The organism is Sphingopyxis sp., from assembly GCF_040216815.1.
Taxonomy (GTDB): Bacteria; Pseudomonadota; Alphaproteobacteria; order Sphingomonadales; family Sphingomonadaceae; genus Sphingopyxis.
On the sequence record NZ_JAVJOJ010000004.1, the window covers coordinates 572292 to 594787 of the forward strand.

The window sequence follows — 22496 nt, forward strand, 5'->3', positions numbered from 1 at the left end:
ATAAGCGGTGATTTCTGTCATCCTCAACGGCGAACAAAGGCAGGTGCGCGAAGGCAGCGTCGCCGATCTGGTCGCCGCGCTGGGCCTCGACGTCAAAAAGGTTGCGGTCGAGCGCAATCGCGAAATCGTGCCGCGCTCGACGCTGAAAGATGTGGCGCTCGCCGAAGGCGACGCGCTGGAGATCGTTCATTTCGTGGGAGGCGGTTGTTGACCGATACTTGGAGCGTTGCCGGGCGGACATTCACGTCGCGGCTGATCGTCGGCACCGGCAAATATAAGGATTTCGAGCAGAACGCCGCCGCGGTCGAGGCATCGGGGGCGGAGATCGTGACCGTCGCCGTGCGCCGCGTCAATGTGTCCGATCCGACTGCACCGATGCTGACCGACTTCATCGACCCCAAGAAGATCACCTATCTGCCCAACACCGCGGGCTGCTTCAACGCCGACGATGCGATCCGCACCCTGCGCCTCGCGCGCGAGGCGGGGGGCTGGGATCTGGTGAAGCTTGAGGTGCTGGGCGAGGCGAAAACCCTCTATCCCAATATGCGCGAGACGCTGGAGGCGACCGAAGTGCTCGCGAAGGAGGGCTTCCTCCCGATGGTCTATTGCGTCGACGACCCGATCGCGGCGAAGCAGCTCGAGGATGCGGGCGCGGTCGCGGTGATGCCGCTGGGCGCGCCGATCGGATCGGGGCTGGGCATTCAGAACCGCGTCACGATCCGCCTGATCGTCGAGGGCGCGTCGGTGCCGGTGCTCGTCGACGCCGGCGTCGGCACGGCGAGCGATGCGGCGGTCGCGATGGAGCTTGGCTGCGACGGTGTGCTGATGAACACGGCGATTGCCGAGGCCAAAGACCCGGTGCGCATGGCGCGCGCAATGCGTCAGGCGGTCGAGGCGGGACGCGACGCCTATCTGGCGGGCCGCATGGGCCAGCGCCGCTACGCCGATCCGTCGAGTCCGCTCGCCGGGCTGATCTGAACGCCGCGCGGGTTTATCCGGGCGACTGAAGCAGGCTGAGTTCGTTCGTCAACTTGATCCGGTCGATCTGCCCCTTCAGCATCGCGATATCGGCGTTGATCTGGGCGAGCTCGGCCGCCGCCAGCCGTTCGGCCGAATCGTCGCGCGATGCTTCGATCAGCGCCTTTTGCTTGGTCAGCATGTCGAGCTTATATTGGAGCTCCGCCAATTCTTCGGCGCGCTCGGCGGCTGCATATTCGCGGAGATATTTTTCGTCCGCGCGCCGCCGGTCCTCGCGCTTCTCGGCATCGCTTCGTACGCGTTCGGCAATGTCCGCCGCGCTTGCGGCGGCACGGGCGAGCGCGGCTTCCTTGGTTTCGTATCGCTGCTTTTCAATACGGCCGTCCTTGCGCAGTTCGACCGACAGCAGTTCATTTTCGAAGGGCCCGCTTGCGAATTTCAGAAAACGCAGCGTTCCGAGCTGCGGCACCCACAAGGGTTCGTCCTTCAGCGCGGTTTGCCAGTCGGCGGCACCCGCGAGGCGATATTCGGCAACCAGGCTGGCGCGAACCGGTTCGCGGATCAAAAGCCCCTTCGCGGGCGCATCGGATGGCAATTTGTAGGCGAGGTCGACCTTGCCGCCGCTGGCCCAGCGGGTTTGCGTGACAGGTTCGAACCGCAAACGGACGTCGATCGATTTCTGAACCACTGCGATGACCGCCTTGCAATGCGCGTCGAGCGCCTCGTCGTCGCCGGCCAAGGTTGCGGGATCGAGCGGTATGCCGCTGAAGCCGGTCCACGCGACAAGCTGAAAATTGGAACAGAATTTCCGCAATTTGCGATGCGAATCGGCGAACTGGACGTCGTGCTGAAGATCGGCGGCGCGCGGTGTTGCTGACGAGGCCGTCGGCCAGCGGAGTTCGGTTTTGGCGGTCAGCGCCGCGGTCGCGTCGGCCAGCGCGGTCTTGGCCGTCGCGATCGCGGCGGCGAGTTGCTGCTGCTTTTGGACCTCTTGATAGAGGCTATCCATCATCGCCTTGTCGAACCGGCGAAAAACCGCGAGCTCCTTCAGTCGCGCAACATGGGCGTTCACCGCCTCCAGCTGGGCGTTGAGCTGTTTCAGATTGTCGGTTTCGGTTTCCACCGCCTTCAGGCGCTTTGTCGCTTCTGCGGAACACCAAAGGCGTATCGACTGCGATTGTTCGAGCAGGTTTTTGAGCGGGGAGGATTCGCCGACGGCGGCAGGGGGAACGGGAACGCCGACGGCGGCACCTGCGATCGCGATGCCCGTCCGCGCAATCGCAACCAGCACGTCGCCGGTTCGGTCGTCCGCGCTGGCGTTGAAGGATTTGAGCGTGTCGACATCCTCATATTTCTCGATCGCGAGCGAAGAGGTCTTGAAGATCGAACTGAGCGCAGAGGGGTCGAACTCGAACCGTTCGCCCTCGACATAGGATTCCTTGGCGGTTGCCTTGACTGCAAAAACGGGCGTGGCCGCCTTGTCGCACGAGGACAGCGACCGGGCGATTTCCACATCGAACTGGACCATCGGAAGGGCGTAGGATCCGCCCTTCAGCGCCTGACCCTCCGCGGGAGCAGGAACATCCTGGGTCCGATAGGTCGCGACATGGGTACAGGCTGCGAGCGGCACGATCATGGCGGCCGGAACAAATTTGCGCATCGCCAAACTTCCCTCCCGAAAGTGATAAAAGAAGATTTGTTTTATGCGATGCCCAGAAAAGGGAAGATGCCTGATCTGACCGCCATTGCAACCGGCATCATTTCCATTCTGGCACGAAATGCGATTTGTCTTTGCGGCGTCTCGCTTCGCCGTCGCTCGCGGAACAACCGCCTCCGCCGGGCGTTGGTCGGTCAAGAGGACGATTTACAGCCTCTTGGAAAATAAAGGAGAAAGCCCATGGGTGAGCTCACCGAAAAAGCGAAAGGCCTGGCCAACGAAGCCGCAGGCAACACCAAGCAGGCCGTCGGCAAGGCGACCGATAACGAGCGGCTCCGCGCCGAAGGCGAAGCGCAGGAACGCAAGGGCGAAGCCCAGAATTTGAAGGGCAAGGTCCAAGGCGCGCTCGGCGACAAGATCTGAGGCGCGTCGGCTTCTCACAGAAAAGGCCTTGGGGATACGCCCCAAGGCCTTTTTCTATATCCATCGAAGGCGTGCCGATTTATTTTCCGCCCGACGCCACCAGGTCCACATCGGTCATCCCGCCGTCGCGGCGCAGCATCAGCACATAGGCGAGATCGCCCTTCGTCCCGCCGAGCATATGTTCGTTGCCGTTGACGCGGTGATCGCTCGTATAGCCGGCGCGGACGGCCATTGTGTGATAATAGTCGAGCACAGCCTGCATCGACGCTGCGGTCTGGAAGTTGACGACGCGCAGGTTGCATTTGCCGCCGGCGATCCCCGCCGCCTCGCGTAGCGTCGCGCGCGGATAGACTTTGAAGGCCGCGGGAAGGCGGTTCGCCCAGTCGTTGCCATAGGTCAGCTTGGCGTCGCAGCTCCCCTTTTGCTGTTCGCGTGCCAGCGCCCCGATCGTCACCGGACGCGCCTGTGCCTCGCAGCCGTCGCAGCCCGCTTCGAGCGGCAACGCCTTGGGCGCGCGAAGCAGCTTTCCGGCTTTCAGCGCCGCAGCGGCTTCGGCGGCGGTCGCCGCCTTGCCAGCCGCCAGGCCCGGCGCGGTGCCGTCGTTGGGACGGTTGCCGGGTCCTACGGCATTGCGGTTCGCCTGGCCGGCAAGCTTGGGATCGACCATGATCCGGTCTTCGAGCGCCCCCTTGATTGCGGGGTCGCCGCTCGTCAGCCCATCGTCGAGCGGGGCGAGGTCGGACTTGGCCTCGGGATTATCCCGGCAGCCGCCGAGCGGTATCGCCGCCATCAACAGGCCGGTGACGAGCCATTTTCCGCGCATCATCATCGCTAACACTCCCTTAATCCTTCCCCGGATTGCCCGATCCTGGTTAAAAAGGGGCAAAGAAAATGCGTTAACAGGTAAGGCTTTATTAGCCAAAACCTGTCTCGGAGCGAGACGCTTTGGGACTACAGCGGATGAGGCGCGACGTTTCGACTGCGGCCTGGCGGTGGACAACGGCGGTGCGATAGCCGGGGTCGGTGACCATTTCCATAAAGGCGCCGCTGTTCGGATATTCGGCAATAAAGACGGCATCCCAGCGCTCGCTCGCGGGGCCGATAACCATCGCCTCCATCGTGCCTGTCCACACGATACGGCCGCCGACACGGCGAAAGACCGCACCGCTTTCGGTGCCGTAACGGCGATAGGCCTCGGCGCCCGTCAGATCCTGGCCGGCCAGCGGGTGATCGTCCGGATAGGCGGCCTTGTCGCGGAAACGGACGAGATTGAGCATGTGGATGAGAGTATCGCGCGGCAGCGCCTTGAAGGCGTCGAACTGCGCGCGTTCGGGATCGATATGGCGATCGGTCATGGGCGAAACTCCTTTCGCTTGATGCGCCAGGCGTCGGCGCTTTGCGTCCACGCATCGACAGGCGCGTCCTCGAAGGGGGCGGGGAGGCGGGTCGGGCCGCTGTTCGTCGCGCCGAGCCGTTGCGCAAGCGCCTGCGACCGCGTGTTGGCGGGGTCGATGCTATGCATGAGTTCGGGCCATTTCAGAAATTCGACCGCAAAATCGCACGCGGCGACACAACCTTCAAAGGCATAGCCCTTGCCCGCGAAACGGGCGCTGACGCCATAGCCGATTTCGGGAGCAGGCCATCCGTCGGGTTCCCACGGGCCGAGGCGTCCCACCCATTCGCCGCTCGCGCGCTCGATCACCGAAAACATCGAAAAGCCGCGGATATGCCATGCGCCGGCCAGTGTGCACCACTGGCGCCACGCCGCCGAGCGCGGGCAGGCGCCGCCGATGAAGCGCATCGTTTCTTCCTCCGCGCACATGGCCGCAAAGGCATCGAAATCCTCCGTCGCAGGGGGACGAAGGATCAGGCGCTCGGTCACGAGCAACGGGCCGTTCAGCATATCATTCTCTTTCCGCAGCGTTTTGGACGACGCTTGTGGGGCAAGAACGGCCGATGAACAAGGCGCACGCTTGAGGGCACCGGCGCTAACCGGTGCCCTCGCCATCAGCGTGTGCAGGTGGAGGGGTCCAAACCCGCACGCGAGACGGTTACTGTTGCTTAGCGGCAGCGATATTTGTCGCGGTCGATCTCGCGGCCCAGCAGAGCGCCGCCCGCGGCGCCGAGCACCGTGCCGAGCAGCTTGTCGCCGTCGCCCGCAATTTCGTGGCCGGCGAGGCCGCCGACGGCGCCGCCGATCAACAGGCCGGTCGTGCCATTGTCCTTTTTGCAATAATAGCGACCGTCCTTGCCGCGCCAGACGCGCGAATCGTTACCCAGTCGTTCGCCACGCGCATAATAGCGGCGATCCTTGCGCTTGCGGTAAAAGTCCGATGCCTGGTCGAACGCGTGATAACCCGGCGCCTTTGCCGGAGTGCTCACGCCCGCATGAAGCGGCGTTGTGCCAAGGACGCTGGCGGCGACAAATGCACCCATCAGGCCTTTGCTCAGAATACGCATGACAAATCCTTTCCTGGTTCGGCGCCTCGACCCCGCACGACGGGGCGGGCGCTTCGAGGAGGAAAACGAGCCGGGTCCGCAAGCCGTTGCATGAACCTTAGGCAACAAGATGAAGCGAGTGCATCCGTCGACGAGCCGAAAGGCTCTTGCCGCATTGCGGACGGCGTGCGACAACGCTTGCCATGCTCAATATCGGCTCGCTCGTCATCGGCGTCATCCGCCTGATGCTGGGCAGCGGCATCATCTGACCTTTTAGAAGCCCGACGCCATGGCACAGACAGCAGCTCCCGCAGGGGGCGATCAGGGCGGCCTGCCCTTTGCGCTCGCCGCCTATGGCATCTGGGGCTTTGTCCCGCTGTTCTTCAAGCTTGTGGACAGTGTCCCGCCGGTCGAGGTGTTGACGCAGCGGATCATCTGGTCCTTGCCGCTCTGCTTTCTGATCATGGTCTTCCGCCGTCAGATTGGCGAATATCTGGCGGCACTGAAAGATTGGCGGACGTTGCGGCTCCTGCTTGCGAGCGCGCTGCTGATCGCGGTCAATTGGCTTGTCTATATCTACGCGATTTTCACCGATCATGTGCTCGCGGCGAGCCTCGGCTATTATCTGAACCCGCTTGTCAACGTGATGCTGGGGATGTTTTTCCTTGGCGAGCGGCTGTCGCGGCTTCAACTGGTAGCCGTGGTCATTGCGGGAATCGGCGTCGCGATCCTGCTCGCCGGTGCGCTCGATACGCTGTGGATCAGCCTGACGCTGGCCTTTTCCTTCGGCGTTTATGGCCTGCTGCGCAAGATCGTGCCCGTGGGGTCGCTCCCCGGCCTGTCGGTCGAGACGACCGTGTTGCTGCTGCCGTCGCTCGCGCTGTCGGCCTGGTATATCGGTATCGGCGACGGGCGCGGCTTTGCTGCGAATACGTCGATCAGCCTGTTGCTGATGGCCGGCGGGGTGGTGACGGCGGTGCCGCTGCTGCTCTTTGCCACCGCGGCGCGGCGGATGAGCTATGCCGCGCTCGGCTTTGTCCAATATCTCGCGCCAACGATCCAGTTTCTGCTGAGCCTGTTCGTCTTTGGCGAACCGCTTAAACCGGCGCAACTTGCCTGCTTCGTGCTGATCTGGATCAGTATCGCGGTGTTTAGTTTCGACATGTGGCGCAAAATGCGCGCCGACCGGATTGTGGCAGCCTAATCACCGTGGCTCCCGCGAAGGCGGGGACCGCTGGCGGTCTCGAACGATCGTACAGACGCCGCCTTCATCCCTTCCCGTCATCCCGGCCTTCGCCGGGATGAGGATATAGTCAAAAAACAAAAAAAGGATCCCGCTGGATCAGACCAGCCGCCAGCCGATCGTTTCGCCTGCATGGAAGGGCACGACCTCGCCGATCCGGTCGGGGACGACGATCTCGGCGCGTTCGAGCGTCACCGTACCCGCATTGAGCGGCAGGCCGTAGAAGCGCGGACCGTGCTCGCTGGCAAAGCCTTCCAGCTTGTCGAGCGCGCCGTCCTCGTCGAACGCCATGGCATAGCTTTCGAGCGCATAGGGCGCGTTGAAGATGCCGGCGCAGCCGCATGACGCTTCCTTGGTGTGCACCGCATGCGGCGCGCTGTCGGTGCCGAGGAAAAATTTGGGAGAGCCCGATGTCGCCGCCTTGCGCACGGCGAGCCGGTGGTGCTCGCGCTTGGCGACGGGCAGGCAATAGGCGTGCGGACGGATGCCGCCGACGAGCATCGCGTTGCGATTGATATGGAGATGCTGCGGCGTGATCGTCGCAGCGACATTGGCCGGGGCGTCGGCGACGAACTGCGCCGCCTCCGCCGTCGTGATATGCTCGAAGACGATCTTGAGGCCGGGCAACTGCTTTACCAGCGGTTCGAGCGTGCGATCGATGAACACCGCTTCGCGGTCGAAAATGTCGACGTCATGGTCGGTGACTTCGCCGTGGATGAGGAGCGGCATGCCGATGTCCTGCATCTTTTCCAGCACGCCCATGATGTTCGCAACGTCGGTGACGCCGTGCGCACTGCCCGTGGTCGCATGTGCAGGATAGAGCTTCGCGGCCGTGAACACGCCCTCGGCATGGCCGCGCGCCATTTCGTCGGCACTGCTGTTGTCGGTGAGGTAGGCGACGATCAGCGGCGTGAAGTCGAGTCCTGCGGGCACTGCGGCGTTGATACGATCGCGGTAGGCGCGGCCTTCTTCCGCAGTCGTGACGGGCGGCGACAGGTTGGGCATGATGATCGCGCGCGCGAACTGGCGCGCGGTATAAGGCGCGACATGGTTCAGCATCGCGCCGTCGCGCAGATGGACGTGCCAGTCGTCGGGGCGGCGGATCGTCAGGCGGTCGGTCATGTCGGGCTCGTCAACTTGCGGGTTGGTTTTGGCTGCCGGGTCCCTAGATTATCGCCATGGCTAATACCACCCTTCACGACCGCGCGCTTATCCGTCTTTCGGGGGAGGATGTTCGGGGTTTCCTGCAAGGCCTTGTCACCAACGATGTTTCGGGGAATCTTCCGGTCTGGGCCGCGCTGCTGACTTCGCAGGGCAAGGCGTTGTTCGATTTCCTCCTATGGAGCGATGGCGACGATGTGCTCGTTGATTGCGAGCGTGACGCGGCGGAGGCGCTGGTGAAACGGTTGACGCTCTATCGCTTGCGCCGCGCGATCACGATCGAGCGCGAGGCCGATTTGAGCGTCCACTGGGCGCCCGAGGGCGACCTTGGCATTGTCGACCCGCGCCTTCCCGAACTCGGGCAACGCTGGCTGGCGCCGGTGGACGATGGCGAGGGCGCCGACACCGACTGGCGCGCGCACCGGTTGGCGCTTGGCGTCGCCGAAGGGCGCGCCGAACTGGGCGACGGAACGACGCTATGGCTCGAATGCAATGCCGCGGAGCTGAACGGCGTCAGCTTTTCCAAGGGCTGTTATGTCGGACAGGAAAATACCGCGCGGATGAACTGGCGGCAAAAGGTCAACCGGCGGCTGATCGTCGTGCCGCTGGCCGACGCCGACGAAAAGCGGCAGGTCATCGCCTATCCCGATCTTGGCTGGTCGGTCGAGCATCGGCGCGTCGAAGGGATCGACCCCGCAGCCGCGCCGCCTTGGATGCGCGACGGGCTTTTGGCCGGTTCATGACAGGTGCAGCCGCGGCTGCTATCCTGTCGGTCATGCGCGCCCTTCTGATCCCGACGGCGCTAGCCGCTGCCTCTGCTCTCGGAACGCCACTTGTCGCGGCGCCCGAACCCCTGCTGCCGACCGAAGCCGAAGCGCCGCGCTCGCCCGCGCAGCTCGCGCCGCTCGCGGTCGATTCGACGTGGACGCCGCGTTTTGCGGCGGCGGCGGACGAACTGGCGGCGGCGCTGCGCGCGCGCGACGAGGCGCGCTGGGGGCCGATGCTGGGCGGCCAGTGGCTCGCGCCCGCCGATCGTGCGCGGGTCCGGGCAATACTTGCCGACCACGACAGCCCGTTCGGCGAAGCCTTGCGGGGCCGCGAGGCGCCGCACCGAGCCATTCTGGGGTGGAGCGCGCCCGCGTCTTTCAGCGCCGCTGATCGAGCGGCCGTCGAGGCGGGGCAGGAGGCCGAGGCGCTGGTGTGCTGGTCGGCGCGCGGCGGCGTTTCCTGGCCGATGACGGCAGCCGAAGCCACTAACGGGCCGGGAAGCCCCCATGCCTGCGTGCGGATCGCCTATAGCATTCGCGGCGAGGCGCCCGTCTGGCGCGCCTTCATCGAGCAGACCGGCGGCGCATCGTCCGAAACGGTCGCGCCGCGCTACCCCGCTTAACCAATCCCCAACCCAAATCTGCGACAAGTGCGTCCATGATCGGACGTTATCTGGGATTGGCGATCGCTATCACGGCCATATCCGTTGGCGTGGCGAGCGTCGCCAGCCGATCCACCGGCGATGATATGCCCGCGGCCGTCGATTCCCCAGCCAATGGCAACTGGACGACCGAGCGCGGCAAGCGTGGTGGCTGGTCGGCGGCGGCGGGGGTGGCTTCGCCCGGCGGCGAGGTGCGCCTCGCGCGATCGGGCGATTCGCATTTCTACGCCGATACCGAGGTCGACGGCACCAACATCCGGATGATGGTCGACAGCGGCGCGTCGATCGTCGCGCTGACGCGGCGCGATGCCGAGGCGATCGGGATCGACGTCGATCGCCTGCCGATCGGCGGCATGGCGCGCACCGCGGGCGGCGATGTCCCGATGCGGACCGTGATGCTGGACAGCGTCGAAGTGCAGGGGATCGAGGTGCGCGATGTCCGCGCCGCGGTGGTCGATGCCGACATGGGCGTGTCGCTGCTCGGACAAAGCTTTTTGTCGAAACTCGATGCGGTGAATGTCGAAGGCGACACGATGACGCTGCGCTGAGTCTCCGCGCCGGTTATTTCGCTTTTTTGTCGATCAGCACCGCCTGTTGCCACTTGCTCGGCGCCTTGTCGGTGCGATGGATGCACCCGACCCAGCAGCAGGGACGCTTTTTCCCTTCGTGCAGTTCTTCGACCGTTCGCGCGATCCGGCGTGCGCGCGTCTTGTCCTGCTTGGCGTCGTCGACCCAGCAGATGAACTCGTTGCGGCCGAGCGGGGTCAGCGCCTGCCACAAAGCCAGCGCGCCGGGATCGGCGGTGAGCGCCGCCTGCATATCCGCGCGCGCTTCGTGCACGGTGCCGTGAAGAAAAGCCTCGGTCATGCGAGGGGGAATAATGCGCTCACGGGGGCGGGTCAAACCCGCACGGCGTTGGCCCCTAGGCCTTGTTCGCTGCGATTGATCAGAATAAAGGGCGGGCGAGGCCACGTCCTCGGCCGCCCGTGGCGGAGTACAGGTCCGGGACGGCCCGGCAGCTTTAATCTGGAGGCTGTCATGGCGTGGATCTACCTTATGTTCGCTGGCGTACTCGAAATCGTCTGGGCTTTTGCGATGAAACAGTCCGAGGGTTTCACCAAGCTGGGGCCGTCGGCCGTCACCATCGTCGCGATGGCCGCAAGCTTTGCGCTGCTTTCCTTGTCAATGAAGTCGCTGCCGCTGGGAACCGCCTATACGATCTGGACGGGTATCGGCGCGGTCGGCGCTTTCCTCGTCGGGATACTGGTGCTCGGCGAGCAGGCGAGCGCGATGCGCATGGTCGCGGCGGCGCTGATCGTCAGCGGGCTGGTATTGATGAAAGTGTCGTCGCCGGGTTGAACCTCCGGCCGGCCGCAAAGATCATGGCCTTGCCAATCGGGTCTCTTTTCCCCAAATCGAAGGCCATGAACGCTCCCACCCCCCCGATGCGCGCCGCGATCGTACCGGTCACCGCCTTTCAACAAAATTGCACGCTCCTGTGGTGTACCGAAACCAACAAGGCGGCCTTTGTCGATCCGGGCGGCGACCTGCCCAAGCTTCAGGAAGCGGTGCGGCAGACGGGGGTGGAGGTCGAAAAGATCCTCGTCACCCATGGCCATATGGACCATTGCGGCCAGGCGGGAATGCTCGCCAAAGAACTGGGCGTGCCGATCGAGGGGCCGCATGAGGATGACCGATTCTGGATTGAACGCTTTGCCGAAGACGGCGCGCGCTTCGGCATGGTCGGGGAGCCGTTCGAACCCGACCGCTGGCTGGCCGATGGCGACACGGTGACGGTCGGCAATCTGGTGATCGACGTCATCCATTGCCCCGGTCACACGCCGGGACATGTCGTGTTCCACCATGCGCCGTCCAAACTGGCCATCGTCGGCGACGTGATTTTTCAAGGGTCGATCGGGCGCACCGACTTCCCGCGCGGCAATCACCAGCAATTGCTCGATTCGATCACGCAGAAGCTCTGGCCGTTAGGAGGCGACACGACTTTCCTGCCGGGGCATGGCGCGCACAGCAATTTCGCGCACGAACGGCGAACGAACCCGTTCGTGGGCGATATGGCGTTGAACCAATAGATTGTCGTTCCAGCGACGGCCGGAACCTCGCCGGTGCGTCAGTTCGCGAGGTCGAGATCCCGGCCTTCGCCGGGATGACCGAACAGGATGGGCTATTGCGTCAATTCGACCGTTTCTTCGATCTCGGTCGTCGTGAAGCTGGTCGGGGTCAGGTAAACGATCGCCAGTGCGCCGAGCGCGAGGCCGAGCTGGGTCAGCATGGTGATGGTCGTCCCGACCATCCGCCCCCACAACATCCCGTCCATGCCGAGCGCGTGGAGGATGCGGCCGACAAGGTAGACCGCGCCGACTCCCCACAGCCATAGCGACGAACCGATCCCGAGTTCAACGAGCGCCAGCAGGATCAGCACGAAGGCGGTATTTTCCACGAAATTGCTGTGCGCGCGCATCCGGCGCGTCAAAAATTCGTTGCCGCCGTCGCCGATCGACACTTTTTCCCTTGTCCGCACGCGGCCGACGCGGATCGCGAGCCACAGGTTGAGCAGCGCCGCCCCCGCTGCAATCGTCAGGCTGATCGGCAGGATAATCATTTTCGGCTTTCCCCTTGGTGGCCGGTCCGCCCGGCGGTGAGCGAGATGTGGCATTGCGGGGAGGGCGGGGCAAGTGTTCCGTTTCTGGCCCGGCGCGGCAAAGCGAATGAGGCCGCGGCCACCGGCCGGTGCAATGGACTTGCCTTTGCGGGCAAAAACGCTATAGCCGCGCCCGATCCGGCACCCGACACCATCCGGCGTTGAGGCACCTTCCGGCGGAAGAATTATCCCGTTCCAAAGCGGCGGGATTGGGCTTCGGCTTGGCGGGCGGGCCAGTCATTCCCGGCAACGGGTACGACAAATCCGGGCAGCCGATTCGTGACACACTATTTGAGAATGCAGGAAATATCATGGCCGTTCCCAAGCGAAAAACCTCGCCCTCGAAGCGCGGCATGCGTCGCAGCCACGACAGCCTGAAGGTCGAGGCCTTTCAGGAATGCCCCAACTGTGGCGAGCTGAAGCGTCCGCACAATCTTTGCAACGCCTGCGGCCATTATAACGGCCGCGAAGTGGTGTCGGTCGGCGCGTAATCGTTCGGCCGGAGGGGTTTAGATGGCACTGACACCGCGAATCGCAATCGATGCGATGGGCGGTGACGTCGGTGTGCGCGTGATGCTTGCCGGCGCCGCGATGGCGCGCCACAAGCACGATGGGCTGCGCTTCATCCTCGTCGGCGACGAGGATCGGATCAAGGCCGCGCTCGACAATCACCCGAACCTTCGCGCCGCGTCGGACATCATCCACACCGACGGTGTGGTGTCGGGCGAAGACAAGCCCAGCCAGGCGCTGCGCAAGGCCAAAAGCACCTCGATGGGTCTCGCAATCGACGCGGTGAAACGCGGCGATGCGGGCGGCGCCGTGTCGGCGGGCAACACCGGCGCGCTGATGGCGATGGCGAAGCTGGCGCTCCGCACGATGCCGGGAATCGACCGGCCGGCACTCGCGGCGCTGCTGCCGTCCCTCGGCGACAACGACGTCGTGATGCTCGACCTCGGCGCCAATACCGAGTGCGACGCCAATAATCTGGTGCAGTTTGCCGTGATGGGCGCGGCCTATGCGCGCACAGCGATGGGCCTTGAGCGTCCGCGCGTCGCGCTGCTCAACATCGGCACCGAAGAATTGAAGGGCACCGACGAAATCCGCGATGCGGCGGCGCTGCTGCGCGGGGCCCAGGGGCTGCCGATGCAGTTCACCGGCTTTATCGAGGGTGATAAATTGTCGCGCGGCGATGTCGACGTCGTCGTCCACGACGGTTTTTCGGGCAATATCGCGCTCAAAACGATCGAAGGCACGGCGCGCTTTGTGACCGATCTGCTCCGCCGCGCCTTTACCAGTTCGGTGCGCTCGAAGATCGGTTTCCTGATCTCGCGCCCCGCGACCGAGTTGCTGCGCCACCATCTCGACCCCAATAATCACAATGGCGCGGTGTTCCTCGGCCTCAATGGCGTGGTGCTCAAAAGCCATGGCAGCGCCGACGCCAAGGGGGTCGCGAACTGTGTCCATCTTTGCGCCGAGCTGATCGAAAAGGATATTACGCGCCAGGTGACCGACGATCTCGCGAATTTCCGCCGCGGCGACGCCGCATGACGCGCCGCGCGATCCTGAAGGGAACCGGATCGGCGCTACCGCGCACGCGCGTTTCCAATGCCGAGCTCGCGGCACGCGTGGATACCAGCGACGAGTGGATCGTCGAGCGCACCGGCATCCGCTTTCGCCATATCGCCGAGCCCGACGAGACGACCGCGACGCTGGGCGCCAATGCGGCCCGCCAGGCGCTGGAGGCTGCGGGGCTCGAACCCGCCGACATAGGCCTCATCATCGTCGCCACCGCGACCCCCGACAACACCTTCCCCGCGAGCGCGACCAAGGTTCAGGCGCTGCTCGGCGCCCCCGACTGCATCGCATTCGACGTCGCGGCGGTCTGTTCGGGCTTTCTTTATGCCGTGTCGGTCGCCGATTCGATGCTTCGCACCGGGGCCGCAAAGCACGCGCTTGTCATCGGCAGCGAGACGTTCAGCCGCATCCTCGACTGGGAGGACCGCACGACCTGTGTGCTGTTCGGCGATGGAGCGGGCGCCGTGGTCCTGTCCGCCGAGGAGGTCGACGACGATCGCGGTATCCTGGCAACGCGGCTGCACGCCGAGGGGCAATATTGCGACATGCTCTATGTCGATGGCGGCCCGTCGACCACCGGCACCGTCGGTCATGTGCGAATGCAGGGACGCGAAGTGTTCCGGCACGCCGTCACCAACCTGGCCGCCGTATTGGGCGAAGTGTTGGCCGACGTCGGACTTTCGGCCGACGACATCGATTGGGTCGTGCCGCATCAGGCGAACAAGCGCATCATCGACGCGACCGCTAAAAAGCTGGGCCTGGCGACCGATCATGTGGTGCTGACCGTCGATCAGCACGCCAACACCTCGGCGGCATCGGTGCCGCTCGCGCTCGACCTTGCGGTGCGCGACGGGCGCATCAAGCGCGGCGATCTGGTCGTGCTCGAAGCGATGGGCGGCGGCTTCACATGGGGCGCTGCGGTCCTGCGCGTTTAGGTCAGCGACGGGCCGCCGAAAGCGGCGGCACTTTTCGTCGCGTCAACTTCTCCGTCCATCCGTTTCAGTTTGGCGGATTTATTCGGATTTGTTACATAGTGAAGACGGGACTCGCCAGTGGGGGCTGAGCGGGGCCGTGTGCATATTTCGCTTCTGGAGGGGGAAGGGATCAACATGACTGCAGGAACGCTTACGCGCGCCGACATCGCGAGCCGGATTCATCAGCAAATCGGCCTTTCGCGCAATGAATCGGCCGCCATCGTCGAATCGATTCTCGATCATATGTCCGATGCGCTCGCGGGCGGTCAGAATGTGAAGATTTCGGGATTCGGCACGTTCGTGCTGCGCGACAAGGCGCAGCGTATCGGCCGCAATCCCAAGACGGGGATTGAAGTGCCGATCCTGCCGCGGCGCGTGATGACCTTTCGTGCCAGCCAGACGATGCGCGCCCGCGTCGCGGGCAAATAGGCCCATGTTGTGACCCATGGCGGCGTCTGACGGTTCCTCCGATAGCGGCAAGGCGAGCGGCGCGATGCTCGCCATCGGCGAACTGGCCGACCGCATCGGGGTGCCGACGCATGTACTGCGCTATTGGGAAACGCGCTTTCCGCAGCTGAAGCCGCTCCAGCGGTCGGGTCGGCGGCGCTATTACCGTGCCGAAGACGTTGCGCTCGCCGAGCGCATCCACCACCTGTTGCATGTGCAGGGCTTTACCGTCGAGGGCGCGCGCAAGGCGCTGTCGGACGGAAGCGCCAAGGCGGCTGCCACGGCTGGCACCGCCTTCCCTGTCGGCCACGGTGCGGTGCGCAGCGACACGGGCGTTCCGGTCGAGGCGCTGGTCGCGCTTCGGGCGCGGTTGGTGGCGGCGCTGGGCTGATCGGCGGCGATCGCCGCGCAGCGATGGCGGCGTCGGTGTGGGGACGGCAGTTGCCGTGGGCGGTCATGCGAGCCGGTGCGCGACCGAGCCTGTAGGGCCGCCCGATCATTCCAAAGTTCAGGAAAAGTCAGCCTTGTGCGGTTTCCCTATTTGCCGCGTCCGGCGGGATGCCGCGCGCCGTTGTAATCCGCATCAGGAGGCGGGGTAGCGATTTTTTCTTCAGCGAGTGAAGGAGCCGGGGCGAAGGCTGGCACAGCCGGGGTCATGTAGGACAGCGCTTTTTGCAGCGGCTGTCGGCGTTGGGGGTGGGAAGCGGACGTTGACGCGATTCAAGCCCCTCCCCTTCAGGGGAGGGGTTGGGGTGGGGCCATCGGCCGTGCGCAAGGCCGATGGCCCCCACCCCACTTCGACTAGGCAGCAAGCTGCCAAGTCTTCGTTGCCCCTCCCCTGAAGAGGAGGGGCCGTCTTCTCCCTTATGTCAACTTCCGGTCGTTTCCAGCCGTGCCGTCCGGTGTCAATCCTCGTCCATCGCGGGCGCGAGGGTGGGATCGAGGTCGCGGGGACGGATGAAGTCGGCGAAACGCGCCATGCCGCTGTCGAGCTGGTGCCAGTCGGCGATGTCGAGTTCGAGCCTCGCGAGCGCCGATGTCGGGAGCTTTTCCTCGACCTTCGCGCGCAGTTCATCGCTCTCCGATTCGGGAACAAGCATGAGAATAAGGTCTTCCAAGCCCGGATTATGTCCAGAAATCAAAAGGTTGTCTGCATCGCGCCCGGTATCGCGGATCACGTCGACCAGCGTGGCCGCCGACGCGAGATAGATGCGTCTGTCCCAATGCGGTTCGATCGCCTCGATCCCGGCGGCGGGCTGGAAAATGTCGAGCGTTTCGGTCACGCGCACCGCGGGCGAAGCGACGATGCGGTCGACAGGAAGCTTTTGCCGTTTCAGCCATTGGCCAATGAGTTCGGCCCCGCGCGCGCCGCGTTTGTTGATCGGGCGGTCGAAATCGCGCTCGACCTGTACGTCCCAACCCGATTTGGCGTGGCGCAGGATGGTCAAAGTTTTCAAAAATATCTCCCCGCGCGCCCGCGCGCATCCCCTCGTTCGCGCGCCTTGTGCCGCAAACTTATGACGGTGAAAAGGCGCGAAACGCGCTTTTTCGCCTTTCGACATTGGCGGCGGCGACATGGTTGACTGCCTCGTCGAGCGGCAGCCGGCGGATCGGCGTATTTTCGGGAAAGGCGCTGAGCAGCCGCGACGGAAAGCTGGGCGACAGCATCACGAACTGACCGAAATCGTCGGCGCGACGGATCAGCCGCCCGAACGCCTGCGCGATGCGGCCGCGGATCACCATGTCGTCATAGGCGCTGCCGCCCTGCGCCGCGCGCCGCGCCGCGTGCAGGATCGTCGGGCGCGGCCAGGGCACGCCCTCCATCACGACCAGCCGCAGCGAATCGCCGGGCACGTCGACCCCGTCGCGCAGCGCGTCGGTGCCGAGCAGCGAGGTGTGCGGATCAGCGCGGAAGATGTCGATGAGCGTCCCGGTGTCGAGCGGATCGACATGCTGCGCAAAGAGCGGCAAGCCCGCGCGGGCCAGGCGGTCGGCGATGCGGGCATGGACGAACCGCAGCCGCCGGATCGCGCTGAACAGCCCCAATGCGCCGCCGCCCGCGGCTTCGATCAAGCGGCTGTACGCGCCCGCGAGCGCGGGCAGGTCGCCGCGCGCAATGTCGGTGACGATCAGCACCTCGGCCTGCCGGGCATAATCGAAGGGGCTGGGGACCGCGAAATGGCGGACGCCGCCGTCCATATGACGCGCGCCGGTGCGAATGTCGGCCTCGGCCCAGCCCCCCGTTCCGTTGGCGCCGCCGCGATGGCCGCTGCGCAAGGTGGCCGAGGTGACGAGTACGCCCTGCGCCTGGGCATAGACGATGTCGGCGACCGGGCGCGCGGGATCGAGCCAGTGCCGGTGCAGGCCGCAGTCGAACTCGCGCCCGTCGTAGCGGTCGACCGCCAGCCAGTCGACGAAATCGGGGTCGGCGGGGCCGCCGACGCGGCCGAGCAGCGAGAGCCAGCCGCCGAGCGTATCGATGCGCGTGCCAAGGCTGTGGCGCGCGCCGTCTACCCTCGCGCGTGCCTGTCCGTCGAGCCAGTCGGGCGGATCCTCGATGAGCGCTTCGAGCCGTTTCCCCAGCGCCAGAAGCGGACGCAGCAGCGCCTCGATCGCGTCGCTTGCGCTTGCTGCCGCGGCGACCAGCGCGGGGTCGGGATCGGCAAGCTCGGTCTCCAGCCCATAGCCCGTGTCCGCGCCGCGCGTATCGACGCTGCGCGCATAAACCTGTCCGCGTGCCGCCGCGAGCAGCCGCTCGATTGCGCCCCAGGGGTCATTTTCGGCCAATCGGCCGAGCCAGCCGTCGCCGGGCAGTTCGGCGGCGGCGGCGATCGCGGCCTGGATCGCGCGGTCGCCCGCCTCGTCATAGCTGGCGACATCGGCGAGCCGCGCCGCGAGCCCGCGCCGCCGCCCGCGCGATTTCCCCTCGGGCCCCAGCACCCAGCGGCGGATCTCGACCGCTTCCTGTCCGGTCAGCGCCGCGGCGAACATGCTGTCGGCGGCATCCCAGAGATGATGGCCTTCGTCGAAGATCAGCCGCGTCGCCGCGGTGCCGGCGCTTTCGCGCGGCCGCGCCGCCTGCACCATCGTCAGCGCGTGGTTGGCGATGACGATGTCCGCCTGTGTCGCCGCGCGCGCCGAGCGTTCGATGAAGCATTTGCGGAAATGCGGACAGCCGGCATAGATGCACTCGCCGCGGCGGTCGGTGAGCGCGGTCGTGCCGTTTCGGCGGAACAGCGCGGGGAGCCAGCCGGGCAGGTCGCCCCCGACCATGTCGCCGTCGCGCGTATAGGCGGCCCAGCGCGCGACGAGTTGCGCCAGGATCGCTGCCCGCCCCGAAAATCCGCCTTGCAGTGCATCTTCCAGATTGAGCAGGCAGAGGTAATTTTCGCGCCCCTTGCGCACGACGACCTTTTCGCGGTGCGTCGCCGCGTCGGGGTAAAGCTTTTCGGTCTCGCGCGCCAATTGGCGTTGCAGCGCCTTGGTATAGGTCGAGATGCAGATCGCGCCCGCCGACTGATCGATCCACTGCTTTGCCGGGGCCAGATAGCCGAGCGTCTTGCCGATGCCCGTTCCCGCTTCGGCAACGAGCATCTGCGGCGCGTCCTTGCGATCGCGCGGCGCAAAGATCGCGGCGGCGGCGCGCGCATAATCCTGCTGCCCCGGCCGCCGTTCGGCCGCGTCGCCGGTCAGCCGGTCGAGCCGCGCGGCGACGTCGCCCGCGTCGATCGCCACCTGCCGCGGCGCGGCGCGTGGCGGGGGTTCTTCCCATTCGGGCAAGCGCGCAAAGAGCCAACGATCGTCGCGGTCGGGCTTTGCGAGGCGTGGCTGGATCAGCGGCGCCCAGGGCCAACGCTGGCGCGCCAGCGCTTGCGCGCCGTGCCACGCACCCTCGCGCTCGGGCCAGTCGCGATCGTCGAGGCTGGCGAGCATCGCGGCCGTGGCGTGCGGCAGAAAGGCCGCGATGTCGGCTTCGGCGCTCGGCGGTGTCAGGTCCAGCGCAGCACCGATCCCCGCGGGCGTCGGCACCGCGAACCGCGCGGGATAGAGGAACGCGAAGAGTTCGAGCAGGTCGAGGCCCGAGAGTTCGGGGTAGCCGAGCCGGTCGCCGGTCAGCGGTGCGTTCAGCAGCAGGTGCGGCGTCGCCGCGACCGCGGCGATCGCCTCGCCGCGCCCGACGCGCTGCACGCGGCCCGTTGCATCGGCGATCCAGATACCGACATGACTCGCATGGATCGCGGGCAGGGAGAGCGGATCGGGCGTCATGTCCCGACGCTAGGGACAAAAGGCGAACGCGGCAAGGTACCGCGAGGCGAACCGCGTCAGTCGGCGATCCGCCCGCGCACCATCACCCAGTCGACCTTTTCGAGCGCGCGCGCGTCGCTCAGCGGATCGCCCGCCACCGCGATCATGTCGGCCGACATGCCCGGCGCGATGCGGCCAATCTCATTCTCCATCGCGAGAAGCTTCGCCGCCACGGTGGTCGCGCTCGCCAGCGCCTCGGCCGGGGTCAGCCCATATTTGACGAGCAGCGCAAATTCCTGCCCGTTGCGGCCATGTTCGAACACGCCCGCGTCGGTGCCGAAGGCGACGGGCACGCCTTGCGCCTTGGCGCGCGTCACGGCCTTGCCGACGTCGTTCAGTGTCATGCGCACCTTGTCCTCGACCGTTGGCGTATAGATGCCCTTGCCCAGCCGCTCGCGAATGCCCTCGAACGCCATCAGCGTGGGGACCAGATAGGTGCCCTTTGCCTTCATCACCTTCAGCGTCGCATCGTCGGCAAAGGTGCCATGTTCGATGCTGTCGATCCCCGCAGCGGCGGCGGCGGTAATCCCGCCCGCGCCATGCGCGTGCGCCATTACCTTCAGCCCCAGCGAATGCGCGGTGTCGGCGATGCTTTGCAATTCGGCGCTGGTGAAATGCCCCTCCAGCCCGCGCGCCTGTTGCGACAGCACGCCGCCGGTCGCGGTGATCTTGATGACATCGGCGCCCGCGCGCGATGCCTTGCGCACCTTTTCCGCGCATTCGAGCGGGCCGGTGCAGGTATAGCCCTCGTCGAGAACGCTGTGCACATCTTCGCGAAAGCCCGTGACGTCGCCATGCCCGCCGATGATCGACAGCGACGGGCCCGCGGCGACAATGCGCGGGCCTTCGATAAAGCCGTTCGCCGTGCCGCGGCGGAGCGCATAGGCGTTATATTGCCCCGATCCCGCCTCGCGCACCGTCGTAAAGCCCGCGCGGAGCGTCAGCGCCGCATTTTTGGCGCCGACGACGACGCCCCATTCGTCGGGGTCGACCGCCTGGTTGCGAAAATCACCGCCCGGGTCGCCCGTCAGATGGACGTGCAGGTCGATGAGGCCGGGAAGCAGCGTCTTGTCGCCAAGGTCGACGACCTCTGCCCCAGCGGGCGCAGCGATGCGTCCCGGCGCAATGGCGGTGATGCGGTCGTCGGTGATCGTGATCGTCGAAGGCCCCGACGCGGGCTTTGCGGCGTCGGTAATGACGCGGCCGGCATAGACGATCGTGGTCTTGGCGTGCGCTGCCGTGCCGAGCAGAGCGAGCGTTGCGGCGGCGACCAATCCGAATTTGCGCATGGAATCTCCCCTGAGTTGCCGCGCCATCGTGGCGCGTCCGACGAGGGAGGGCAAGGGGGAAGGGTGGCGCCGCGCACGCATTTGCCTCTGGACCGTGTGCGGCTGCTCCGCCTATAGGCCTCGCCGACAGATTTGCGCCGATGGCGCTTGCGGAAGGATCAGCTGAGATGAGCGTGACGACGGTTCCATTGCGCCCGGTGAGCAAGGGCGGGCTGTGGCTGATGTGGCTGGGCGTGATCGCGCTGATCGTCGCCGCGGCGGCCTTTGCCTGGCAAGTGACGCCGCGCATCGGCTTTGAAGTCGTCAAGGAAGGCACGGGCCCCAGCCCGACCAAGGCCGACGTCGTGCTGGTCAAATATGAAGGCAAGCTCGATGACGGCACCGTTTTCGACGCCAATGAACAGGCGCCGATGCAGGTTGCCGGGGTCGTGCCCGGCTTTTCGGAAGCGCTGACGCGGATGCAGAAGGGCGGCGAATATAAGATCAGCATCCCGCCGCAGCTCGGCTATGGCGACCGCGCGGTCGGCCCCATCCCGGCGAACAGCACGCTGCACTTTACCGTGACGCTGCTCGACTTCCGCAGCGAGGCCGAGGTTCGCGCGATGCAGCAGCAAATGCAGCAGATGCAGCAGCAACAGATGATGCAAGGCGGCCCCGATGGGCCACCTGCGCCCGGAGCGCCGCAACCCTAAGCCAAAACTCCGTCATCCCGGCGGAGGCCGCGATCTCGCCGGTGCGTTGTTCCGATAGGGTGAGATCCCGGCCTTCGCCGGGATGACGATTGGTCAGGGGTCAGGGTGAGGCGGTCGCGGCTTTCCCATCCGCCGTCCCCGCATTGCGTTCGGCTTCGCGTTCCAGCGCGACCTTGATCATCGCGACGATCGGATCGGCCAGGAAGAGGCCCATCAGCCCGAGCAGCGCGCCGAACAATATCTGCGCACCGAGCACCAGCGCCGGGGCGAGGTCGACGGTCTTTTTCGCCACCATCGGCACGATGAGATAGCCGTCGACCGTCTGGACGATCAGATAGATGGCGATCGCCCATAGCCCGGTATCGGTCCCCGCCGAAAAGCCCACGAGCACGAGCAGCACGCCCGACAGGATCGCGCCGATATTGGGGATGAAGGCGAGCAGGCCGGTGAGCAGCCCCATCAGTGCCGCCATCGGGATGCCGACGGCGAGGCACGCGAGCCACGTCCCGATCCCCTCGACCAACATGCCGAGCAGCCGTCCCGCCATCAGGCGGCGGAGCGTGAAGCCCATGCGTGCGGTGGTGATGTAGAAATTTTCGCGCGCCTTCATCGGCAGCATCCACGCGACGCCGCGTTCATACAGGCGCGGCTCGATCGCGATGAAGATGCCAAGGACAAGGATCATCACCAGGCTGGTGAGCGCGCCGAGCACAGTGCCGACCGCCGCGGTGACGCGGCCGACGGTGCCTGCGATATTGTCGGCGATCGTCTTGGTATCGAGTTCAAAACTGCCCATGCCATGATCGCTCGCCCACGCCGCGATGCGTTCGACCTGTCCCATGATCACGCCTTGCAGCGCCGCCGCCTGATCGGTGATCTGCGAACCCGCGAACAGGACCGCCCAGGTCAGAAAGGCCAGCAAACTCAAACACACGATCAGCAGCCGCCATCCGCGCGCGATCGGCAGCACGCGGCCGAGCAGGCGCGCTCCGCCGTCGAGCATCGAGGCGAGGACGATGCCCGCGAAGATCAGCAGGATCGGCTGGATCAGGATGATGCACACGCCGATCAGCAGCGCGAGGCCCAGCCACACGCCCGCTTTCAACAACTCGGAGCGGACGAGGTGGCTGCGGATTTCGGTGGGGCCGGGCGCCTCGCTGGTCGCGTCATAGGCGGCGGAGCTGCGTATCCGGCTTGCCTTGCTCTCCTCCGCCATCGAAATGTC

General features: G+C 65.6%; 27 protein-coding genes. 15 read left to right on the forward strand and 12 right to left on the reverse strand.

Going from position 1 to position 22496, the window contains the following annotated elements:
* Positions 1-7: 7 nt before the first annotated feature.
* On the forward strand, positions 8-211 hold the full coding sequence (gene thiS / locus RIA72_RS06570) for a sulfur carrier protein ThiS (protein ID WP_350031510.1): 204 nt from the start codon (positions 8-10) through the stop codon (positions 209-211).
* Positions 208-978 carry a bifunctional sulfur carrier protein/thiazole synthase protein gene (locus RIA72_RS06575; protein ID WP_350031511.1) on the forward strand — a complete coding sequence of 257 codons (771 nt, stop codon included), beginning with the start codon at positions 208-210 and terminating at the stop codon, positions 976-978. Before thiS ends, RIA72_RS06575 begins: the two co-directional genes overlap by 4 nt.
* A gap of 13 nt (positions 979-991) precedes the next feature.
* On the opposite strand, the gene RIA72_RS06580 is transcribed toward RIA72_RS06575, so the two are convergent.
* Positions 992-2638, reverse strand: coding sequence for a hypothetical protein (locus RIA72_RS06580; RefSeq protein ID WP_350031512.1), 1647 nt, complete (start codon positions 2636-2638; stop codon positions 992-994).
* Between the two features lie 237 nt (positions 2639-2875).
* On the opposite strand from RIA72_RS06580, the gene RIA72_RS06585 reads away from it, so the two are divergent.
* Complete coding sequence (locus RIA72_RS06585) at positions 2876-3058, forward strand: CsbD family protein (RefSeq protein ID WP_350031513.1); 183 nt, start codon at positions 2876-2878, stop codon at positions 3056-3058.
* Between the two features lie 79 nt (positions 3059-3137).
* On the opposite strand, the gene RIA72_RS06590 is transcribed toward RIA72_RS06585, so the two are convergent.
* The 4 genes from RIA72_RS06590 to RIA72_RS06605 form a co-directional block, all read right to left on the reverse strand.
* Positions 3138-3887 carry a hypothetical protein gene (locus RIA72_RS06590; RefSeq protein ID WP_350031514.1) on the reverse strand — a complete coding sequence of 250 codons (750 nt, stop codon included), beginning with the start codon at positions 3885-3887 and terminating at the stop codon, positions 3138-3140.
* 85 nt (positions 3888-3972) lie between these two features.
* Positions 3973-4413, reverse strand: coding sequence for a DUF1330 domain-containing protein (locus RIA72_RS06595; protein WP_350031515.1), 441 nt, complete (start codon positions 4411-4413; stop codon positions 3973-3975).
* On the reverse strand, positions 4410-4961 hold the full coding sequence (locus tag RIA72_RS06600) for a GNAT family N-acetyltransferase (RefSeq protein ID WP_350031516.1): 552 nt from the start codon (positions 4959-4961) through the stop codon (positions 4410-4412). Before RIA72_RS06600 ends, RIA72_RS06595 begins: the two co-directional genes overlap by 4 nt.
* A 158-nt stretch (positions 4962-5119) precedes the next feature.
* Entirely contained in the window at positions 5120-5518 is a 399-nt protein-coding gene (locus RIA72_RS06605; RefSeq protein ID WP_350031517.1) for a glycine zipper 2TM domain-containing protein, read from the reverse strand.
* 268 nt (positions 5519-5786) lie between these two features.
* Here RIA72_RS06605 and rarD point away from each other — a divergent pair, with 268 nt between their 5' ends.
* Positions 5787-6701, forward strand: a complete 915-nt coding sequence (gene rarD, locus RIA72_RS06610; RefSeq protein ID WP_350031518.1) for an EamA family transporter RarD — start codon at positions 5787-5789, stop codon at positions 6699-6701.
* 138 nt (positions 6702-6839) lie between these two features.
* On the opposite strand, the gene pyrC is transcribed toward rarD, so the two are convergent.
* Positions 6840-7862: a dihydroorotase gene (pyrC, locus tag RIA72_RS06615; RefSeq protein WP_350031519.1), complete on the reverse strand. Its 1023-nt coding sequence runs from the start codon at positions 7860-7862 to the stop codon at positions 6840-6842.
* A gap of 56 nt (positions 7863-7918) precedes the next feature.
* Between pyrC and ygfZ the strand changes: the two genes are divergently transcribed.
* The 3 genes from ygfZ to RIA72_RS06630 are packed head-to-tail and all read left to right on the forward strand — an operon-like array spanning position 7919 to position 9878.
* Positions 7919-8644, forward strand: coding sequence for a CAF17-like 4Fe-4S cluster assembly/insertion protein YgfZ (gene ygfZ, locus RIA72_RS06620; RefSeq protein ID WP_350031520.1), 726 nt, complete (start codon positions 7919-7921; stop codon positions 8642-8644).
* The gene (locus RIA72_RS06625; protein WP_350031521.1) at positions 8641-9291 is read left to right on the forward strand and encodes a hypothetical protein; all 651 of its coding nucleotides are present in this window, start codon (positions 8641-8643) and stop codon (positions 9289-9291) included. Before ygfZ ends, RIA72_RS06625 begins: the two co-directional genes overlap by 4 nt.
* Positions 9292-9326: 35 nt before the next feature.
* Positions 9327-9878, forward strand: a complete 552-nt coding sequence (locus tag RIA72_RS06630) for a retropepsin-like aspartic protease family protein (protein WP_350031522.1) — start codon at positions 9327-9329, stop codon at positions 9876-9878.
* Between the two features lie 13 nt (positions 9879-9891).
* Here RIA72_RS06630 and RIA72_RS06635 read toward each other — a convergent pair whose 3' ends face one another.
* Positions 9892-10197, reverse strand: coding sequence for a YdeI/OmpD-associated family protein (locus RIA72_RS06635; RefSeq protein WP_350031523.1), 306 nt, complete (start codon positions 10195-10197; stop codon positions 9892-9894).
* Between the two features lie 171 nt (positions 10198-10368).
* On the opposite strand from RIA72_RS06635, the gene RIA72_RS06640 reads away from it, so the two are divergent.
* Both RIA72_RS06640 and RIA72_RS06645 read left to right on the forward strand, forming a co-directional pair.
* Positions 10369-10689 (forward strand): DMT family transporter, encoded by a 321-nt coding sequence (locus tag RIA72_RS06640; RefSeq protein WP_350031524.1) that lies wholly within the window; start codon positions 10369-10371, stop codon positions 10687-10689.
* A gap of 65 nt (positions 10690-10754) precedes the next feature.
* Positions 10755-11420, forward strand: a complete 666-nt coding sequence (locus RIA72_RS06645) for an MBL fold metallo-hydrolase (RefSeq protein ID WP_350031525.1) — start codon at positions 10755-10757, stop codon at positions 11418-11420.
* Between the two features lie 92 nt (positions 11421-11512).
* On the opposite strand, the gene RIA72_RS06650 is transcribed toward RIA72_RS06645, so the two are convergent.
* Complete coding sequence (locus tag RIA72_RS06650; RefSeq protein ID WP_350031526.1) at positions 11513-11950, reverse strand: MAPEG family protein; 438 nt, start codon at positions 11948-11950, stop codon at positions 11513-11515.
* A 350-nt stretch (positions 11951-12300) separates the two neighbouring features.
* Between RIA72_RS06650 and rpmF the strand changes: the two genes are divergently transcribed.
* The 5 genes from rpmF (at position 12301) to RIA72_RS06675 (ending at position 15376) form a co-directional block, all read left to right on the forward strand.
* Positions 12301-12480, forward strand: a complete 180-nt coding sequence (gene rpmF / locus RIA72_RS06655; protein ID WP_011541714.1) for a 50S ribosomal protein L32 — start codon at positions 12301-12303, stop codon at positions 12478-12480.
* 22 nt (positions 12481-12502) lie between these two features.
* Entirely contained in the window at positions 12503-13537 is a 1035-nt protein-coding gene (gene plsX / locus RIA72_RS06660; RefSeq protein ID WP_350031527.1) for a phosphate acyltransferase PlsX, read from the forward strand.
* Positions 13534-14499 (forward strand): beta-ketoacyl-ACP synthase III, encoded by a 966-nt coding sequence (locus tag RIA72_RS06665; RefSeq protein ID WP_350031528.1) that lies wholly within the window; start codon positions 13534-13536, stop codon positions 14497-14499. The genes plsX and RIA72_RS06665 overlap by 4 nt, the downstream gene beginning before the upstream one ends.
* Before the next feature lie 174 nt (positions 14500-14673).
* On the forward strand, positions 14674-14967 hold the full coding sequence (locus tag RIA72_RS06670; RefSeq protein ID WP_350031529.1) for an integration host factor subunit alpha: 294 nt from the start codon (positions 14674-14676) through the stop codon (positions 14965-14967).
* Positions 14968-14983: 16 nt separating this feature from the next.
* Positions 14984-15376, forward strand: a complete 393-nt coding sequence (locus RIA72_RS06675) for a MerR family transcriptional regulator (protein WP_350031530.1) — start codon at positions 14984-14986, stop codon at positions 15374-15376.
* A 514-nt stretch (positions 15377-15890) separates the two neighbouring features.
* On the opposite strand, the gene RIA72_RS06680 is transcribed toward RIA72_RS06675, so the two are convergent.
* The 3 genes from RIA72_RS06680 to RIA72_RS06690 are packed head-to-tail and all read right to left on the reverse strand — an operon-like array spanning position 15891 to position 20579.
* Entirely contained in the window at positions 15891-16442 is a 552-nt protein-coding gene (locus RIA72_RS06680; protein WP_350031531.1) for a SixA phosphatase family protein, read from the reverse strand.
* A 58-nt stretch (positions 16443-16500) separates the two neighbouring features.
* On the reverse strand, positions 16501-19251 hold the full coding sequence (locus RIA72_RS06685) for an ATP-dependent DNA helicase (RefSeq protein WP_350031532.1): 2751 nt from the start codon (positions 19249-19251) through the stop codon (positions 16501-16503).
* A gap of 56 nt (positions 19252-19307) precedes the next feature.
* Positions 19308-20579, reverse strand: coding sequence for a metal-dependent hydrolase family protein (locus RIA72_RS06690; protein ID WP_350031533.1), 1272 nt, complete (start codon positions 20577-20579; stop codon positions 19308-19310).
* Between the two features lie 167 nt (positions 20580-20746).
* Between RIA72_RS06690 and RIA72_RS06695 the strand changes: the two genes are divergently transcribed.
* Entirely contained in the window at positions 20747-21271 is a 525-nt protein-coding gene (locus RIA72_RS06695) for an FKBP-type peptidyl-prolyl cis-trans isomerase (RefSeq protein WP_350031534.1), read from the forward strand.
* 100 nt (positions 21272-21371) lie between these two features.
* Here the strand turns inward: RIA72_RS06695 and RIA72_RS06700 are convergent, their stop codons facing one another.
* Positions 21372-22487 (reverse strand): AI-2E family transporter, encoded by a 1116-nt coding sequence (locus RIA72_RS06700; RefSeq protein WP_350031535.1) that lies wholly within the window; start codon positions 22485-22487, stop codon positions 21372-21374.
* Positions 22488-22496: the final 9 nt, after the last annotated feature.

Excerpts from the sequence above, each read along its gene's own strand:
- RIA72_RS06690 (WP_350031533.1), bottom strand. The coding sequence starts at position 20,579 with ATGCGCAAATTCGGATTGGTCGCCGCCGCAACGCTCGCTCTGCTCGGC.
- RIA72_RS06605 (WP_350031517.1), bottom strand. The coding sequence starts at position 5,518 with ATGCGTATTCTGAGCAAAGGCCTGATGGGTGCATTTGTCGCCGCCAGC.
- RIA72_RS06650 (WP_350031526.1), bottom strand. The coding sequence starts at position 11,950 with ATGATTATCCTGCCGATCAGCCTGACGATTGCAGCGGGGGCGGCGCTG.
- RIA72_RS06595 (WP_350031515.1), bottom strand. The coding sequence starts at position 4,413 with ATGACCGATCGCCATATCGATCCCGAACGCGCGCAGTTCGACGCCTTC.
- RIA72_RS06590 (WP_350031514.1), bottom strand. The coding sequence starts at position 3,887 with ATGATGATGCGCGGAAAATGGCTCGTCACCGGCCTGTTGATGGCGGCG.
- RIA72_RS06640 (WP_350031524.1), top strand. The coding sequence starts at position 10,369 with ATGGCGTGGATCTACCTTATGTTCGCTGGCGTACTCGAAATCGTCTGG.
- RIA72_RS06665 (WP_350031528.1), top strand. The coding sequence starts at position 13,534 with ATGACGCGCCGCGCGATCCTGAAGGGAACCGGATCGGCGCTACCGCGC.
- rarD (WP_350031518.1), top strand. The coding sequence starts at position 5,787 with ATGGCACAGACAGCAGCTCCCGCAGGGGGCGATCAGGGCGGCCTGCCC.
- RIA72_RS06685 (WP_350031532.1), bottom strand. The coding sequence starts at position 19,251 with ATGACGCCCGATCCGCTCTCCCTGCCCGCGATCCATGCGAGTCATGTC.
- RIA72_RS06695 (WP_350031534.1), top strand. The coding sequence starts at position 20,747 with ATGAGCGTGACGACGGTTCCATTGCGCCCGGTGAGCAAGGGCGGGCTG.
- RIA72_RS06645 (WP_350031525.1), top strand. The coding sequence starts at position 10,755 with ATGAACGCTCCCACCCCCCCGATGCGCGCCGCGATCGTACCGGTCACC.
- RIA72_RS06630 (WP_350031522.1), top strand. The coding sequence starts at position 9,327 with ATGATCGGACGTTATCTGGGATTGGCGATCGCTATCACGGCCATATCC.
- pyrC (WP_350031519.1), bottom strand. The coding sequence starts at position 7,862 with ATGACCGACCGCCTGACGATCCGCCGCCCCGACGACTGGCACGTCCAT.
- RIA72_RS06625 (WP_350031521.1), top strand. The coding sequence starts at position 8,641 with ATGACAGGTGCAGCCGCGGCTGCTATCCTGTCGGTCATGCGCGCCCTT.
- RIA72_RS06635 (WP_350031523.1), bottom strand. The coding sequence starts at position 10,197 with ATGACCGAGGCTTTTCTTCACGGCACCGTGCACGAAGCGCGCGCGGAT.
- ygfZ (WP_350031520.1), top strand. The coding sequence starts at position 7,919 with ATGGCTAATACCACCCTTCACGACCGCGCGCTTATCCGTCTTTCGGGG.
- RIA72_RS06670 (WP_350031529.1), top strand. The coding sequence starts at position 14,674 with ATGACTGCAGGAACGCTTACGCGCGCCGACATCGCGAGCCGGATTCAT.
- RIA72_RS06700 (WP_350031535.1), bottom strand. The coding sequence starts at position 22,487 with ATGGCGGAGGAGAGCAAGGCAAGCCGGATACGCAGCTCCGCCGCCTAT.
- RIA72_RS06585 (WP_350031513.1), top strand. The coding sequence starts at position 2,876 with ATGGGTGAGCTCACCGAAAAAGCGAAAGGCCTGGCCAACGAAGCCGCA.
- RIA72_RS06675 (WP_350031530.1), top strand. The coding sequence starts at position 14,984 with ATGGCGGCGTCTGACGGTTCCTCCGATAGCGGCAAGGCGAGCGGCGCG.
- RIA72_RS06600 (WP_350031516.1), bottom strand. The coding sequence starts at position 4,961 with ATGCTGAACGGCCCGTTGCTCGTGACCGAGCGCCTGATCCTTCGTCCC.
- plsX (WP_350031527.1), top strand. The coding sequence starts at position 12,503 with ATGGCACTGACACCGCGAATCGCAATCGATGCGATGGGCGGTGACGTC.
- rpmF (WP_011541714.1), top strand. The coding sequence starts at position 12,301 with ATGGCCGTTCCCAAGCGAAAAACCTCGCCCTCGAAGCGCGGCATGCGT.
- RIA72_RS06580 (WP_350031512.1), bottom strand. The coding sequence starts at position 2,638 with ATGCGCAAATTTGTTCCGGCCGCCATGATCGTGCCGCTCGCAGCCTGT.